Source organism: Bacillus sp. BSL6 (assembly GCF_052928345.1).
In genome coordinates, this window is sequence record NZ_JAVGCW010000007.1 from 45,480 (window position 1) to 61,882 (window position 16,403).

Sequence of the window (16,403 nt, forward strand, 5' to 3'; positions counted from 1 at the left end):
ATAATCTATGCGTACAGAAGAAATTAATTTGAAACAGATCATTGAAATGAATATGCTATATGAAACTTTGCTCAATGAACTCGATATCGGGATTCATATTATTAATGAGGAAGGTAAAACGATTATCTATAACCGTAAAATGATGGAAATTGAATCAATGGAGCGCTCAGATGTGCTATATAAAAATCCTTTAGAAGTATTCGCATTTGAAGAAAATAAAAATAGTACTCTTATAGAAGCATTAAAATTAGGAAAAACAAACAAAAATATAAAACAAACTTATTTTAACAATAAAGGGCAAGAAATTACGACGATTAACAATACTTTCCCTATAATAGAAAATGGAAAAATTAAAGGCGCTATTGAAATTTCAAAAGAGATTAGCAATTCTAAACAAACAATGAAAACAAACCTTTCCCGAAAACAAAATAATAAGTTTACCTTTGATCACATAATTGGTGATTCTGAAGCCATTCAATCAATCATTGCGGAAGGAAAAAGGGTAATTCGTACATCCTCCTCTATACTTCTCGTAGGAGAGACAGGCACTGGGAAAGAACTATTTGCACAAAGTATCCATAATGAAAGCCAGCGTTCAGGCAAACCATTTATTTCACAAAACTGTGCCGCTATACCTGATACGTTAATGGAAAGTTTATTATTTGGTACGAACCGAGGTGCATTTACAGGAGCTATCGATAAAGCCGGTTTATTTGAAGAAGCGAACGGAGGAACTTTGTTATTAGATGAGATCAATTCGTTAAGTCCAGCACTTCAAGCGAAGTTACTGCGGGCTATACAAGAAAAAACAATACGAAGAGTCGGAGGCACACAAGAAAAAGAAATTGATGTTCGCATTATAGCAACTATTAATGAAGACCCTCTTGAAGCTATTACACACAATCGATTACTTGAAGACTTATATTACCGATTAAGCGTCGTTACTTTATGCCTCCCGCCGTTACGCGAACGAAAAGAAGATATTCCCGCTCTTGTTCAGCACTTTATCGAAAAGTACAACATTCAATTTGAACTTAGCGTAACAGATATAGATGTACATGTAAGAGAATTCTTGTATGCATATGATTGGCCTGGAAATGTACGAGAATTGGAACATATCATTGAAGGTTCAATGAACTTGGTTGAAGATGAAAATATTATTACAGCGTTTCATCTTCCCACTCGCTTTCGCGAACGAATAAAAAAGAATTCAATACGCAACCTTTCCTAACTAATAACGATACTGATACACCTAAAACATTAAAACACACAATAGAAGCAATGGAAAAGAACTACATCGATCAAATTCTAAAAGAATATCACGGTAATATTTCACAAGCTGCAAAGTTTTTAGGATTAAGTAGGCAAAACTTACAATATCGAATTAAAAAATTGCATTTACACATATGAAATGAAGCTTGGATGAGTGGATTACTAGCCCTCACCAATTCGACTTTTATTGCTTGTTAATGCAGCATAAATCTGCTTTAATGTACAAATAAAAAGTTGGTAAAATATGCTATAATGAACATATAACATACTCGAAAGGAACGATATATATGAGTAATGATAAAAAATTAAAATTATTACAATACTTAGCCTTCTTCCCTACCATTGTATGTATGATGTTACTAGTTGATATAAATGCCTATCCTTATGCAAAGCTACTAGCAACACTTAGCGGCTCTTTTGCAGCTATTATGCTTGCTGCTTTTTGGAATTTGAAGATACGTATGAAGAAAGAAAGATCTTCTTAACGCTAAAGCATAAAAAAAATCGAGCCTACACAGCTCGATTTTTTTACTGATTATTAAAACTCAACATTCTCCAAATACAAACCACTTGCCTCAGCAAGGCAATTAATCTGATTACGTTGTTTCGCCTCTAAAATGTGTGGAATCGCCTCTGCATCTAATTGTCCTAACCCAACTTCAATTAATGCTCCAACAATTTTTCGGACCATGTTATGAAGGAATCCGTTACCACTTACTCTAATTTGTACAAATCCTGCTTCTTCCATCACTTCAAGTGTATATACTTCTCGCACCATAGACTTTTTCTTTGATTTTGCATTTGAAAAAGCAGTAAAGTCATGTGAACCAACTAAATGTTTCGCAGCTTCTTTCATGCTTTTCACATTTAATTTTTTATTCACATGCATGCTATATTTACGCATAAATGGGTTCGTGTGCTCTTCATTCCAAATTTTATAAAGGTATGTTTTTGCTTTAGAATTGTAACGAGCATGGAATCGATCATGTACTTCTTCCACATTTGTAATGCTAATATCATTTGGCAAATATTGATTTAAATATTTTTTTACTTTATGTTCCACTAACTTCTCATCACTTTGAAAGTTAGCAACTTGATTCAAAGCATGTACACCAGCGTCTGTTCTACTACAACCGATAATTTCAGTTTCTTTTCCGACCATTTCGGAAATGACACTTTCAATTTTTCCTTGAATCGTATTATCGTTATTACCGAGACGTTGCCACCCTTTAAAACGGGCACCGTCGTACTGAATCGTTAATTTATAATTGTTCATTTTATTCTCCTTCATAGAAAATATTCCCTCATATCGTGAGGGAATATAAATACACTTTACTTTCTAACAAGCTTCACTACATTTTCTACATGAGCTGTATGCGGGAACATATCAACTGGTTGTACATATTCCACTTCATAGCTCTTCATTAACGCTTGTACATCACGTGCTAATGAAGAAGGGTTACAAGATACGTAAACAACTTGTTTCGGCTTCACTTTTAAAATTGTTTCCAGTAATTTATCATCGCAACCTGTACGAGGTGGATCGACAACAATTACATCTGGACGCCATCCTTCTTTTACCCATTTCGGTAGCCATTGTTCAGCTTTACCTGCTTCATATTTCGTATTTGTAAATCCGTGACGCTTCGCATTTTTTCTTGCGTCTGCAATTGCTTCTGGAATTACATCCATACCACGTACTTCCGCTGCATCATTTGCAAGCCAAAGTCCGATTGTACCAACACCACAATACGCATCTACAATTTTCTCATTGCCAGTTAAAGCAGCGGCTTTTTTCGCTTCATTGTATAAAACAACTGTTTGTTCTGGATTCAACTGGAAGAATGCACGTGCTGATAATTCAAATGATAAATCACCAAGTGTTTCTTGAATTACTTCTTTTCCAGCTAATTTAAATGTTTTATCACCGAAAATAACAGATGTTTTACGCCAGTTTACATTTTGCATAATTGATTTAACAGCTGGCATCTGTTTTTGTACTTCTGCAATAAATTGTTCTTTATTTGGCAACTCTTCTTTTGTTGTAATAAGTGTAACTTGTACTTCCCCTGTTTGCACTGCAGTACGTGTCACAATTGTACGTACTAAACCTTTTTGTTTTTTCTCATTGTAAATAGAAACATTTAATTTTTCTAAAATACGTCTTACAACTTTTGTCGCTTCATTCGTTGCTTTATGTTGAATCATACAATGAGCAATATCAATTAACTGATGTGAATTTTGTTTATACAGTCCTGTAATAACCTTTTCGTCTTTACGCCCCACTTGTAGTTGACTCTTATTACGATAATGCCATGGATTTTCCATGCCAAGCGTCGGACGAATTTTCTCTTCCAAACCGTTGTTCATATACTTCTGGAATGCTTGTACAACGATATCACGCTTTTGATTTAATTGTTCTTTATAGTCTAAATGTTGTAATTGGCAACCGCCGCACTCTTCATATACCGGACATGGTGCTTTCACGCGATGTGGTGAAGCTTTACGAACTTTTTTCACTTTCGCTTCAGCGAAGCCACGCTGAATTTTCGTCGTTTCAGCAACAACTTCTTCTCCTGGTAATGCCCCGGGAATGAAGACAACTTGTCTCTTAAAATAACCAACGCCTTCTCCGTTAATCCCAAGACGTTTAATTGTCACAGGAAACGTTTGACCAACTTCCAACTTACTCTCATGTTGCTTTTGTATCATTATTACACCTCTACTCTATACTTTTCCATAAATATAACGCTGCATAACTGCAGTATGGTTCACACTCTTGTTTCACTTTTTCTAAAAATACATCATCAGGTTTATCATCTAATTGAAATACACCTTGTACTGCACGCTGAATCCCAATGTCCGCTTTCGGAAACATATTTTTCCGTCCAAGCCCAAACATTAAAAAGTTTTGCACTGTCCATGTACCAATCCCCCTAATTGGTAACAATTGTGCTGAAACCTCTTCTTCCGCCTTGGTTTCTATACTCGCTAAATTTAATGTACCGCTGGCAATACTTCGACCTAATCCTACTATATATTCAGCCTTTCGCTGACTAAACTTCTGCTCTCTCAATTCCTCTATTGAAATATTTGCTACTATTTCTGGAGTGGGGAAAAAGAATACACCGTTCTTCTCTGTTCCATATCGTTTCACAAACTGTTCTGTTAACACAGTAGCAAATTTCAAATTTATTTGTTGATGAATGATACAACGAAGAAGACAAGCAAAATAATCAAACTCTAAAATAATTGGAGTATAAGCATATGTTTCAAATAGTGGACGTAATGATGTGTTTAAAAAATGATTTTGTATATCTTGAAACGGTTCATTCCAATGAAAAATGGCCCTCATTCGTTTCATAACTTTCTCTGGATCTCCTGTCTGACTAGAAATCCAAAACTGTGGATTTTGAACAGTACCAATCCCTTGCAGGCGAACAACAATCTGTTCCTCGTCTATACAAAGCGGGACATAAATAACTTTCTCATCTAATTGAATGACGTTAAGAGGATCAAAAGATAAACGTTTTAATACTTCTTCAAAATGATACGGATACTCTAACGTAACATGTTCGCTCCACATACGTTTCCCCATCCTTTTTACACATCATTATAGCATGAGAAAACCGCAAGCATACATGCTTACGGTTGATTGCTTTTTACTAAGTCATCTAGACTTTTAAAATGATACCCTTTCTCGCGCAAATCATCAATGATTTTCGCAAGTGCTTCTGCATTATCTTTTGATATTGCATGAAGTAATAAAATAGATCCTGGATGAATCATCGTCATAACATTATTATGCGCATATTGCCATCCTCTTTGCTCATCCACTTTCCAATCTAAAAATGCAAGTGACCAAAATACATTATAGTAGCCCATCTCTTTCGTAAGAGCTAACGTTCTTTCACTAAATACGCCGCGCGGAGGACGTACATATTTCACTTCTTTTTGCCCGGTTACTTTTTTAATTTCTTCCGTTACACTCGTTAATTCTTGACGAAGTTTCTCATCATTTACCGCTGTGAAATCAGGATGGCTCCACGAATGGTTTCCAATAATGTGTCCTTCATTCTTCATTCTTAACAATAAATCTTTTTGTGTTTTAATATAATGCCCCGTTACAAAGAAAGTTGCTGGTACTTTTTTTTCTTTTAATACGTCTAAGATTTTTCCTGTGTATCCATTCTCATATCCATTATCAAATGTTAAATAAATATCCTTTTTCTTCGTATCCCCTAAATAAAAACCACCATTTTTTTGTAGCAAATCTGTATATAACTTTCCTGCATCTGGTACTGTTTCATTTTTAGGGCGCGGGATTCCCCAGTTATGTGGAGTATTTGTATAAGCTAGTGCCGAAACTGGAACAAGTGCCATCATAATTGAAAAAATGAGACCGATATATAACCATTTATGTTTCATAAATAGTCTCCTTTCCATATATAATCGTACTCGTAGTTTCTGTTGCTACGCATTCTTTCATGCTGAACATGTTTTTCTATATATACCAAAAAAATGCATCTCGAATCGTTCGAGATGCATTTTTGTTTACTTAAATACTGGCTCTTTAAAGCTAGCTAATTTTTCAAGTGATGTTTTATCAACATCTGCATGTAAGCTATTACCGTGAGAATCCATTGTTACAACTGCTTTAAATCCATCGATACGTAAATGCCACATTGCCTCTGGAATACCAAATTGTAAGAAATCAACATCTTTCACTTCTTTAATACATTCAGCATAATATTGCGCTGCACCACCGATTGCGTTCAAATATACACCACCGTGTTCTTCTAAAGCTGCTAATGTTTTCGCACCCATACCGCCTTTTCCAATGACAGCTCTAATACCGAATTTCTTCATAATATCACCTTGGTACGGTTCTTCACGAATACTTGTCGTTGGACCTGCCGCTTTAATTTGCCAATTGTCATTGTCATCTTTCACAACAACTGGACCACAGTGGTAAATAATTTGTCCATTTAAATCTACTGGACAATCGTTATCCATTAAATGCTTATGAATTGCGTCACGACCTGTATACATCATGCCATTAATTGTTACAACATCACCAACGCGAAGTTCACGAATTTGCTCTTCTGTAATTGGCGCTTGTAATACAATTTCACGCTGCTCCGTTTTTTCTTGTACTTCTTGCTCCAGTGTATCTTCACCTTCTTGATATAACCAATCCATAATTTCACCTGTTTCAGGATGGATTGTTACACCAAGGCGACGGTATGCCCAGCAATTATACGCCACAGATACGTAGAAACTAGCTGGCAGACGGTTATACACGCCAATTTTACAGCCAAGTAAAGTTGTTTCTCCGCCAAATCCCATCGTACCAATGCCAAGCTTATTCGCATTTTCTAATACATATTCTTCAAGTTGTTGTAATTCTGGGATTGGATTGACATCATCTAATGTACGGAATAATTGATTTTTTGCTAATTCGTAACCTGATGTGCGGTCTCCCCCGATACCAACACCAATTACACCTGCACTACATCCTTGACCTTGTGCTTGATATACCGCATGAAGAAGGCATTTACGAATCCCTTCTAAATCACGGCCAGCTCGTCCAAGTCCTTCTAGTTCACACGGTAAGCTATACTGAATATTTTTATTCTCACAGCCACCCCCCTTTAGGATTAAACGTGCATCAATATAATCTTTTTCCCATTGTTCAAACTTAATAACCGGTGTACCTGGTCCTAAATTATTTCCACTATTGTCTCCAAAAAGAGAATCAACAGAATTTGGACGAAGTTTTCCATCTTTTGTCGCCCGCTCAAGCGCATTATAGATAGCTTCCTTCAACTTTAATTGATTCACACCAACTGGTGTATAAATTTTAAACGTTGGCATCCCTGTATCTTGGCAAATTGGCGAGATGTTATCATCAGCCATTTTAATGTTATTTGTAATTGTGCCAAGTGCCATCGCAGAACGAGTCCCTGCATTTTCTCGCTCTTTCGCTTGTTGAATCGCACGACGAACATCTTTCGGTAAGTTCGTTGACGTTTCAACAATTAGTTGATACATGCTTTCTTGAAGCTTTTCCATTGTTACTTCCCCCTCAATTGTGAACGCTACCAAAACGTTATGAGCTGAAATTTCCACTATTATGCTCTGCAGCTTTTTATTTGTTTCACGCTATTCAAGCATACATGAAATTTTTCACAACTTGATTATACCTCTTTTTCTATCGTCCTTCTATTATCCGCACAGAAAAAGGCTACCAAATTGGAATTGGCAGCCTTTTTAATATATTATTCGTCTTTTTTAAATTGCTCACATTTTAATTCTAATTCATCTAGCATTGCAAGAAGACGATCTACATCTTCTAATTCTACTTCTTCAGGTTCAATTGTATCAATTACTTCAATGAACATATTTAAACGTTCTTTTAAATATACTAATTGTGTATCTTTATCTTGAATTGCTTTTCCCATGAAGGCACTCTCCTTTTAATTCGAGTTGCTTTTATTATACCGCAAAAATGATTACAATGGGTATGTAATTTCATCAATTTTGTCACGGTTATTCACTATAATGTAAGCCCTCTCTCTTTTCCCTCTAAAAAGTTTCGCTTTATAAAAAGCACATATTCTTCTATTATAGAGGATGGACAAATTGTTATTTCAATAGTCAAAGGAGTATTTCATATGACGATATCACAAAAAATGAAGCCGATTACTCCTTCTTACGATCCATGGGAAGCGTATATGGACCTTGAAGAGTACGGCAAATTACTATTAACAAATGTTGAGTTTACAACAACGACGTTATGCAATATGCGCTGTGAGCATTGCGCTGTTGGTTACACGTTACAGCCGAAAGACCCGAATCCGCTTCCGATGGATCTTTTATTAAAACGATTAGATGAGATTCCTCATTTACGTTCTTTAAGTATTACTGGCGGAGAACCTATGCTTTCAAAAAAATCCGTCGACAACTATGTAACACCACTCTTAAAATACGCCCACGAACGAGGTGTTCGCACTCAAATCAACTCAAACTTAACTATAGATTTAGCACGTTACGAACAAATTATTCCCTATTTAGACGTATTGCATATATCTCATAACTGGGGAACAATTGACGACTTCGTTGAAGGCGGATTTGCAATGATGGAGCGTAAACCTACGTATGAACAGCGTGCAAAATTATTTGAACGTATGATCACAAATAGTAAAGCTCTATCAGATGCAGGTGTACTCGTATCAGCCGAAACGATGTTGAATAAACGAACTCTACCACACATTGAGCATATTCATCGTCAAATCGTTGATGAAATGGGATGTAAACGTCATGAGGTTCACCCAATGTATCCAAGTGACTTCGCGAGTAATCTAGAGATTTTAACAAAAGCTGAAATTCGTGATGCAATTGAGCATTTACTAGAAATTCGCGATGAAAATGTATGGATGTTATTTGGAACTTTACCTTTCTATGCTTGTAGCGATGATGAGCGAGACATTTCCACATTTAAAAAATTACAAAAGAGCAAAAATGTAACTGTTCGTAACGATCCAGATGGCCGTTCTCGTTTAAATGTAAATATTTTTGATGGAAATATTATTGTAACGGACTTTGGTGATGTTCCACTTCTAGGTAACATTCAAACAAATACGTTACAAGAAGCGTATGAAAAATGGAGCGCTTCAAAAACAGCAAAATCATTAAGCTGTCACTGTCCAGCAGTAAAATGTCTTGGACCGAATGTTCTTGTAAAAAACAGCTACTATCCGACAGAAGATTTCTTATCAAAAACAGCAAATATTACATTATAAAAAAACGTCAGCTTATAAGCTGACGTTTTTTATCTTATTGCGAATGAGAAGAAGAAATGAATTTAAAATATAAATGATCATGAATTGGGATAGCGGCTCCAATTCCTTGAGAAGTAATATTTTTTACAACAAGCCTTTTTTGATTTCCTTTTAATACGAGGTATACTTCTCCAAATGTTACTTTCCCTTTTTCATTTACTGCTGGTGTATAAGCGTATAAATATCCAAGTTGACTCGGACTAATATTATACACACGCTCATGCCCTGTACCATAACCAATAGTCGTTTTAAATGAAAGTGGCAATTGTACTTTTTCAAGTGCTTTGAGAAGCATCATTTTTTTCACATCTGCAGCATCTTTCATATCTGCTGTTAAATCACCTTCAACCGTCTTTTGTGTTTCTTGCTTATAGCGTAGTGGATATAGGCGATCTCCTCCGCGATTATCGTACACATTGCGATTTACTTGTTTATATTCCCAATTAACCGATGTATCAATCGATTCATAATGTAAAGCCCATTGCCCTAAATAAATCTTTGCTCGGTACCCTACCGCAAGCGGCGCATTCGAAATTGTTGTTTCATTAAACATTCGAATTAAGTCCGGATTTTCAATTTTAATATTTGCTGTTTTTAATAATTCTTGAGCAAACTTACTCGGCTGTAAACGCGGTAAATCTTGCGCATCATTTGGAAACGTATTGTCTTTAGAAATATTTAAAACAGATGAAGGCATTTTTGTTTCTACTGTTGTCTTTGCAAAGCCACTGTTAGGAAATAATAAAATAAACGAGACCATAGTTGAAAGACATATGCTGTATACTCGTTTCACCTGTCTGGCTCCTTCCTACATAAAGGTATATATACTACTTCGTTTATTGTTTTCTCTGAGCACAATTGTTATGCCTATTTTTCATAATAAATAAAAACCAATTCCCATAATGACATACGCAGCTAATAAAGTACCGCCTTCAAACCAATTCGTATCTCCATCATTTGAAATCGCAATCGTTAAGAAAACAGCTGTAATCATAGAAACAAGTTCTGGTATTGTAAATACTAAAGGCATCCTTTGCGTGAAGAACATAGAAAGCAGTACTAATACAGGAGCAACAAACATGGCAATTTGTAATGTAGAACCTATCGCAATCTCAACTGCAATATTTACTTTATTTTTATACGCCATAATAATTGCAGATGCATGTTCCGCTGCATTCCCAACAATTGCGACGATAATAACCCCTATAAATAGTTCTGACCAACCAAATGATTTTGCAACTGTCTCAAATGTATGCACGAGCGCCTCTGACACATAAGCTACCGCAATTGTTGCTATCGCTAAAATGAGTAATGCTTTCCCTTTCGACCACTCTGGTTCTTCCTCATGAGCGACTTCATCACTTTTATGCTGATATACACCACGATGCGTAACTAACTTAAATAGCAATGCAGCAAGGTACATAATAATCATAATAATCGAGACACCTATACTTAACTGATACGTCTTTCCAGCGTCCATCTTCATTGAAAAAATCTCTGGAATAACAAATGCTACTACTACAGCAAAGATTAATAAAGCCGAATTATGCCTTGCATCATATACATTAAAACTTTGTCTTTTATATTTAAGCCCTCCCACAAAGAAGGATAGCCCTCCTACTAATAATAAATTTCCAAGTACAGAACCCGTTAAAGAAGCTAACACAACTTCAATTAATCCTGCCTGAAGGGCAAAAATTGAAATGATTAGTTCAACAGCATTACCGAAAGTAGCATTTAATAATCCACCTATTCTAGGACCAGATACAATTGCCAAACTTTCTGTCGCTCTCCCCATAAAACCCGCTAATGCGATAATCGTAATACAATACACAGCAAACATAATTGTTTGAGGCCAATGAAGTGTTTTCCCAAGTACAGACAGTGGTACACCTATAAGCGCCACTATAAGAAATATTTTATTAAACATGCTTTCCATCCTTCCATCGTATGTATTTCTCCTCGATATTATTATTATTCTTCTCCTAACTTGTCCGATTTCATCACAATTGCGTTTAAAAAATCGAATTGAAGAAAACAGTATGAAAGATATTTAAATTACCTTGTTGAAACAGACAGAATTATAAATTATGAAAAGGGGTTAAAATTATGCACTTAAAAGAAAAAATCGCAACTATTATTCAAGGTCAACGTACCGGTGTATTATCTACAGTACGAAATGAGAAACCTCATAGCGCCTTTATGATGTTTTTCCACGAAGATTTTGTACTGTATGTTGCAACAGATCGACAATCAAAAAAGATAACAGATATTAAAAACAATCCAAATGTACATGTACTACTTGGTCGTGAAGGAAAAAAATTAGATGAAGATTATATCGAAGTGGAAGGCTTAGCCTCCATCGAGGAAGACTCCACATTAAAAAACAAATTTTGGAGTAATAGCTTAAAGCGTTGGTTACTCGGTCCTGAAGACCCTAATTATGTACTAATTAAAATCAACCCCGATACAATTTATTACATCGATGGTGCCGGTACGACGGAGCCCGAGTTTTTACGACTATAAAGTGAAACAAGCCCACCTTTAGGTGGGCTTGTTTTGTCGAAAAGTTCTTCTGAAAAAAACAATAAAATAGGTGGAACTTTCTAAAGATTCTGTTATATAATAGCAGTAACTTAAATAAACTGTATTAAAACAGATTGAGAGGAGAAATAAAATTGATGAAAAGAGAAGAACGCAAAAACATGATTGAGTTTATCGAAAAGAAAAAAGGGATTGAGCGTGACGAATTATTATTTATGACAGACGATGAAGTAGAACATATTTATAATGTAACGTACTTTTTATATGAGGAAATTGCAGAGTAGTATAATAATCCCCACCTTATGAAAAATATAAGGTGGGGATTATTTCGTTATTAATACATGAGAATGATTTTCATGTATAATAATATACGATTGGAGGAATTTTACTATGAGTTCATGGCTCTTATTCGCACTATTATCAGCAATTGCTGCTGCCCTTGTGTCTATTTTCGGTAAAATTGGTTTAGATGGAATCGATGCCAATGTCGCTACGACGGTTCGTTCTATTATTATGGCATTATTTATGGTAGGCGTTATTATTATACAAGGTAAATTTCAAAATATCGGCGACGTACTTCTAAATAAAAAAGCACTGCTCTTTATCACATTAAGTGGAGTTGCAGGTGCTTCGTCATGGCTATTTTATTTTCTTGCCCTCAAAACAGGGAAAGTTTCACAAGTGGCTCCTGTCGATAAACTAAGCGTTGTATTTTCTATCATTCTCGCTATGATTATACTCGGCGAAAAGTTAAACTTTATGACTGGTATTGGTGTTGTCTTTATTACAGCTGGTGTACTATTTATCGCTTTCAGCTAAAAAAACCGCTACTCGCGGTTTTTCTTTTTCTTTATGTAAAACCATACGACACATGTAACAACTACTGAAATAGATAAAATCCATATTCCATAATGATGTAAACTATACTCGACGAAACGCCACTTCTCTCCTAACTTCCAACCAAGTCCAATAAAAACACTGATCCAAATAAGCGCACCACCGTAAGCGTACAAACAAAAACGCCAAATTGTTAAATTCGACATCCCAGCAAAATACGCTGTTAAATGACGTACTCCTGGGATAAAATAACCAACTATTAAAAGAAATGGGCCATATTTTTCAAATAAAATATGTGTTTTTTCAATGTGATGTTCTTTAATTCTAATTTTCGGTCCATATTTTTTTAAAACAGGGAGTCCAAGTTTTAAACCTAATATGTAGCTTAATGTAATGCCTAACATCGCACCAGCCATCCCACTTAAAAACGCAGCAGTTCCTGACATAACGCCTTTTGAAACGTTATAACCAACGAAGGTCAATAAAAACTCGTCTGGTATCGGTAATCCAACAATCCCACCGGCCAAAGCTATAATAATTCCAAAATACCCATAATGTGCGATTAACTCGCCAATATGTTGTTCCATTCGGAAGACACATCCTATGCACGATCGTTATTCCACATTGTGCCCTTTCTATCTTTCAGACAAACATGGTATACATATTCACTATACATTGTTTTTATAATGAACTCTACTTCTATCCATTCCTTTAGCAGAAAGAAATTGAACCATCAATCAGTGAGGGTTTGTTCATCCTTACTCATTTTTAGTACACATCAATCGTGCGCTAGACTCCCGCCACCTTCCCTTATATTCACCTCTTTTTGAAGTGCTAATCTTACTATCTACAAACACCGAGATGAAAAAATAAAAATTCATATGCCTGTTTTTTTGTTACAATAAAGGAAAGTTACTTTTCGCAACGGTTTAACTCTCAGGAAAAATGATATACCTAGCAAAAACATAGTTTGGTCGATATAATGCAACTTCTACCTATTAAAAGAACATGCACCCTTTACATACAACATCATTTTTCTAAATTATACAGGGGGAACGAACATGACCATTGAAAATCAATTTATCCAAAAGGTTTACTATAAAACATTTTTAACAGAAGAAACTTCTACTCCAGTATCAGAAGTACTCGGTGAAGCATATATAAATGAATCTACAAATGAATTCTCCAACATTTCTAATATTCGCTTTGCTCAAGGTGAATTTTATTACCAAAATAAAGACTTTGAAGCAGCGATATTTAAATGGGAAAAAGTAAATAACGAACTTGCACTTTGGGCAACCAAAAATATTGCAGATGCTTATTTTGAACTAGGATTCTTACCAAAAGCAGAAGAAATGTATCAATCTATCCAAACGGAAGATACAACTCTTACAATGGAAGTTTCCTTACAACTTCTTTCTCTTTATATCGAACAAGATCGTTTAGGTCTAGCATTTAAGACGATTAGTGAAGCTGTTGCATTTCAACCTGACTATCCAAATATTACTTCAATTGCTCGCTCGTTCTATGAAAAACAAGAAGATTGGAATAATGCCATCGAACTTGCCGTTCAAGAAGGAATTCGAACAAAATCATTACACTGGTTCGATACTTTAATCAATTATGTGAATCAAGGATTTACGAAACAAATCAAACCAGAATATTTCTATGAATCTTTAAAAGCTTTATATGCAATTGATCAAGTCCAATTTAAGGAACTTGTTATCGCTCTTTGGAACAGCTATCAAAATGAAAAATCACATCTACCTTGGATTCAAACAATCAATCATTTATTCTTACATATTGAGACAGACAACAATGACGATTGGCATGAAATTGTTGAACGCTATCAAGATACGTACTTTGAATTAATTACTGGTGAACATTTCATGCATGAAATGCAAGGACTTGTACCTGACTTATTAACAAATTGGTTTAGTTTAACGAGAGCAAAAGACGCCCTATTCGTCTCTGCTGCAGTGTTAGCGTGGAATGAAGTTTCACCTACAACTTTAGAGTCATTACTCGTAAAAAGTGCGGGAGCCCTACTCTCTAATTCAACAGCTGAAACAAATGTGAATATGGAAACTGTTTCTCATTTATTCGAAACAATTGCTGTATGGGCTGAAAAAAATGATGTAGATTTAAGTCATCAATTTACGTTACTCGTTCATGAACTATGTGATTTAAATGTTACAAAATTACTAATTTCGGGAACTAGTGACTATGATAAATTATCATTCGTCAATTCAATATTAGGAGAGAACATCTTAACTGAAACTATAACAACTCCTATTCTATTTAAAGATGATAGCCAAACTGAAATAACAGAATTCACTGCGTTAGACGTGCACAATATACCGAACTTTGATGAATTCCATCAAATAATGACTACACCTGAACAATCAGAACTTGAGAACAAATGTATAGAAATTAAATTACCAAGTAGATTTTTGAGAAAGAATAAATTTGCATTTCTTGTTACACCATCTGTTCGAGGACAAGTGGATAAAAACAGCTCATATTTTGAATACTTACAAGCCGCAGATAGCCTTATTTACGTATTAAATTCTGCTTCATCGTTACATGGTGAAGAACTTGATACATTACTTTATTTACGTGAACAAGTACCAAACTTACAAATTCATTTCGTATTACATACAAATAGTGCGGATACGAATGAAAAACTAATGAGTAAGATGAAAGTCCATTTCCCAAATGCGCAGTTCTTCCCATACTCTCCTTCACAAGAGGGGAGCCAACAACTTGGGGACGTGACAGAGTCTATTCTTTCTAATCTAGCAGAACGCGATATAGAACAAGAACGTATCGAAAAACTAATATGGTTTACTCAAAAGACAATCGCATACCTTGTAAATGAACGTGTAGAATTAGAAAATACATTAGTCAAATCAGTACGTTGGAATAAACATATCTCAGTAAAACTAAACGGATTTATTAACAATCTTACCGCTCTTGAAAAAGATAAAATTCGTTCTATTACAGAATCTTATCTTTTAACGAAAGAAGAAATCACACGAGATATCCATTCTCAAATTCCTGAATTATTACAGAGCTGCTCTGACCTTGTTCAAGAAGATAGTGATTTCAAATTAGTTCATGAAGAATTAAATACTGCGATGAACGAACGAATTCAAAAACATGTACAGCAAGTGCTTCTTCCTAAATTTACTGGGTTTATTCAAGAGTGGATTGAAACAGCACATAATGAATTTATTCAAGCTCAATCTTATTTAGATGAAATGAGTGAAACGTTTAATAAATTATATAAAGAAGAACGAATGAAACTTCCTTGCGATTTCAAATTACTAGATGATTGGCATCGAGATGTTGTACGCATGACCAATAGAATTACAGTATCGAATATCAATATTTTATTACGTTTTACACCGACACAATTTTTCTTAAAGAGTGCAGGAAAACTATTTGGTAACATGCAAAAAAATCAATCTATGCTTGCAAACAAATATAAACAATATATTGAAACGGAAGACTATACGGAAATTGCTCAAACGATTTCAAAACAATTCTTCCTTCAATTTGAAGTATTTGAAGGCGCATTAGAACGAGATATCATGATGTTCTTTAAAGATCCACTTAGCATACTGAAACAAAATGTAGAAGCCGCTCAACTTGAAATACAGGAAGACGAGCAAACATTAGCAACGTTAAGAAGCAACCCAGAAACTTATCACGATCCGTTAGCATTCTTTAAACTGCAACTATTACAGCACAAATTCATTTTAAGTACGCACAAAAACAATGAAGACGTCTATGAATTTAATGAGTCTCCTACGATTTAACGTAAAGTGAAACTTTAATCAGCGGGGGTTTTCTTCATCCCCCACTGATTATCAGCCCTCACCAATCGGACTTTAATAGGCA

15 protein-coding genes and 1 pseudogene are annotated in these 16,403 nt (G+C 35.1%); 7 read left to right on the forward strand and 9 right to left on the reverse strand.

Features of this window, described 5'->3' with window-relative positions; translation table 11 throughout:
- The first annotated feature begins 7 nt into the window (after window positions 1-7).
- Window positions 8-1,410, forward strand: a pseudogene (locus RCJ96_RS21175) (sigma-54 interaction domain-containing protein).
- Between the two features lie 149 nt (window positions 1,411-1,559).
- Window positions 1,560-1,757, forward strand: a complete 198-nt coding sequence (locus tag RCJ96_RS21180; RefSeq protein ID WP_000063856.1) for a hypothetical protein — start codon at window positions 1,560-1,562, stop codon at window positions 1,755-1,757.
- 53 nt (window positions 1,758-1,810) lie between these two features.
- On the opposite strand, the gene truA is transcribed toward RCJ96_RS21180, so the two are convergent.
- From truA to RCJ96_RS21210, 6 genes are all read right to left on the reverse strand, one after another.
- On the reverse strand, window positions 1,811-2,548 hold the full coding sequence (gene truA, locus RCJ96_RS21185) for a tRNA pseudouridine(38-40) synthase TruA (RefSeq protein WP_416504606.1): 738 nt from the start codon (window positions 2,546-2,548) through the stop codon (window positions 1,811-1,813).
- A gap of 56 nt (window positions 2,549-2,604) precedes the next feature.
- On the reverse strand, window positions 2,605-3,984 hold the full coding sequence (rlmD, locus tag RCJ96_RS21190; RefSeq protein ID WP_000615223.1) for a 23S rRNA (uracil(1939)-C(5))-methyltransferase RlmD: 1,380 nt from the start codon (window positions 3,982-3,984) through the stop codon (window positions 2,605-2,607).
- A 10-nt stretch (window positions 3,985-3,994) separates the two neighbouring features.
- Window positions 3,995-4,858: a DNA-3-methyladenine glycosylase family protein gene (locus RCJ96_RS21195; protein ID WP_416504605.1), complete on the reverse strand. Its 864-nt coding sequence runs from the start codon at window positions 4,856-4,858 to the stop codon at window positions 3,995-3,997.
- 59 nt (window positions 4,859-4,917) lie between these two features.
- Entirely contained in the window at window positions 4,918-5,700 is a 783-nt protein-coding gene (gene pdaA / locus RCJ96_RS21200) for a delta-lactam-biosynthetic de-N-acetylase (protein WP_000681213.1), read from the reverse strand.
- Between the two features lie 126 nt (window positions 5,701-5,826).
- The gene (gene fumA, locus RCJ96_RS21205; protein ID WP_000413516.1) at window positions 5,827-7,347 is read right to left on the reverse strand and encodes a class I fumarate hydratase; all 1,521 of its coding nucleotides are present in this window, start codon (window positions 7,345-7,347) and stop codon (window positions 5,827-5,829) included.
- A 206-nt stretch (window positions 7,348-7,553) separates the two neighbouring features.
- Window positions 7,554-7,736, reverse strand: a complete 183-nt coding sequence (locus RCJ96_RS21210) for an SE1561 family protein (protein WP_000513558.1) — start codon at window positions 7,734-7,736, stop codon at window positions 7,554-7,556.
- Window positions 7,737-7,949: 213 nt separating this feature from the next.
- Between RCJ96_RS21210 and yfkAB the strand changes: the two genes are divergently transcribed.
- Complete coding sequence (yfkAB, locus tag RCJ96_RS21215; protein WP_416504604.1) at window positions 7,950-9,077, forward strand: radical SAM/CxCxxxxC motif protein YfkAB; 1,128 nt, start codon at window positions 7,950-7,952, stop codon at window positions 9,075-9,077.
- Window positions 9,078-9,111: 34 nt separating this feature from the next.
- Here the strand turns inward: yfkAB and RCJ96_RS21220 are convergent, their stop codons facing one another.
- Entirely contained in the window at window positions 9,112-9,909 is a 798-nt protein-coding gene (locus RCJ96_RS21220) for a YfkD famly protein (protein WP_001992424.1), read from the reverse strand.
- 81 nt (window positions 9,910-9,990) lie between these two features.
- Window positions 9,991-11,046 carry a calcium/proton exchanger gene (gene cax / locus RCJ96_RS21225; protein WP_000482144.1) on the reverse strand — a complete coding sequence of 352 codons (1,056 nt, stop codon included), beginning with the start codon at window positions 11,044-11,046 and terminating at the stop codon, window positions 9,991-9,993.
- 179 nt (window positions 11,047-11,225) lie between these two features.
- On the opposite strand from cax, the gene RCJ96_RS21230 reads away from it, so the two are divergent.
- The 3 genes from RCJ96_RS21230 (at window position 11,226) to RCJ96_RS21240 (ending at window position 12,479) form a co-directional block, all read left to right on the forward strand.
- A complete protein-coding gene (locus RCJ96_RS21230) occupies window positions 11,226-11,642 on the forward strand; it encodes a pyridoxamine 5'-phosphate oxidase family protein (RefSeq protein ID WP_000550222.1) in 417 nt (138 codons plus the stop codon).
- 155 nt (window positions 11,643-11,797) lie between these two features.
- On the forward strand, window positions 11,798-11,944 hold the full coding sequence (locus RCJ96_RS21235; RefSeq protein ID WP_000817786.1) for a BH0509 family protein: 147 nt from the start codon (window positions 11,798-11,800) through the stop codon (window positions 11,942-11,944).
- A 106-nt stretch (window positions 11,945-12,050) separates the two neighbouring features.
- Window positions 12,051-12,479 carry an EamA family transporter gene (locus RCJ96_RS21240; protein ID WP_000100306.1) on the forward strand — a complete coding sequence of 143 codons (429 nt, stop codon included), beginning with the start codon at window positions 12,051-12,053 and terminating at the stop codon, window positions 12,477-12,479.
- An 8-nt stretch (window positions 12,480-12,487) separates the two neighbouring features.
- Here the strand turns inward: RCJ96_RS21240 and RCJ96_RS21245 are convergent, their stop codons facing one another.
- On the reverse strand, window positions 12,488-13,084 hold the full coding sequence (locus RCJ96_RS21245) for a DedA family protein (RefSeq protein WP_257811293.1): 597 nt from the start codon (window positions 13,082-13,084) through the stop codon (window positions 12,488-12,490).
- 474 nt (window positions 13,085-13,558) lie between these two features.
- Here RCJ96_RS21245 and RCJ96_RS21250 point away from each other — a divergent pair, with 474 nt between their 5' ends.
- The gene (locus RCJ96_RS21250) at window positions 13,559-16,321 is read left to right on the forward strand and encodes a tetratricopeptide repeat protein (protein WP_416504603.1); all 2,763 of its coding nucleotides are present in this window, start codon (window positions 13,559-13,561) and stop codon (window positions 16,319-16,321) included.
- Window positions 16,322-16,403: the final 82 nt, after the last annotated feature.

Coding starts and splice junctions, on each gene's coding strand:
- pdaA (WP_000681213.1), bottom strand. CDS start 5,700: ATGAAACATAAATGGTTATATATCGGTCTCATTTTTTCAATTATGATG.
- RCJ96_RS21195 (WP_416504605.1), bottom strand. CDS start 4,858: ATGTGGAGCGAACATGTTACGTTAGAGTATCCGTATCATTTTGAAGAA.
- RCJ96_RS21240 (WP_000100306.1), top strand. CDS start 12,051: ATGAGTTCATGGCTCTTATTCGCACTATTATCAGCAATTGCTGCTGCC.
- RCJ96_RS21210 (WP_000513558.1), bottom strand. CDS start 7,736: ATGGGAAAAGCAATTCAAGATAAAGATACACAATTAGTATATTTAAAA.
- cax (WP_000482144.1), bottom strand. CDS start 11,046: ATGTTTAATAAAATATTTCTTATAGTGGCGCTTATAGGTGTACCACTG.
- rlmD (WP_000615223.1), bottom strand. CDS start 3,984: ATGATACAAAAGCAACATGAGAGTAAGTTGGAAGTTGGTCAAACGTTT.
- RCJ96_RS21250 (WP_416504603.1), top strand. CDS start 13,559: ATGACCATTGAAAATCAATTTATCCAAAAGGTTTACTATAAAACATTT.
- truA (WP_416504606.1), bottom strand. CDS start 2,548: ATGAACAATTATAAATTAACGATTCAGTACGACGGTGCCCGTTTTAAA.
- RCJ96_RS21235 (WP_000817786.1), top strand. CDS start 11,798: ATGAAAAGAGAAGAACGCAAAAACATGATTGAGTTTATCGAAAAGAAA.
- fumA (WP_000413516.1), bottom strand. CDS start 7,347: ATGGAAAAGCTTCAAGAAAGCATGTATCAACTAATTGTTGAAACGTCA.
- RCJ96_RS21245 (WP_257811293.1), bottom strand. CDS start 13,084: ATGGAACAACATATTGGCGAGTTAATCGCACATTATGGGTATTTTGGA.
- yfkAB (WP_416504604.1), top strand. CDS start 7,950: ATGACGATATCACAAAAAATGAAGCCGATTACTCCTTCTTACGATCCA.
- RCJ96_RS21180 (WP_000063856.1), top strand. CDS start 1,560: ATGAGTAATGATAAAAAATTAAAATTATTACAATACTTAGCCTTCTTC.
- RCJ96_RS21230 (WP_000550222.1), top strand. CDS start 11,226: ATGCACTTAAAAGAAAAAATCGCAACTATTATTCAAGGTCAACGTACC.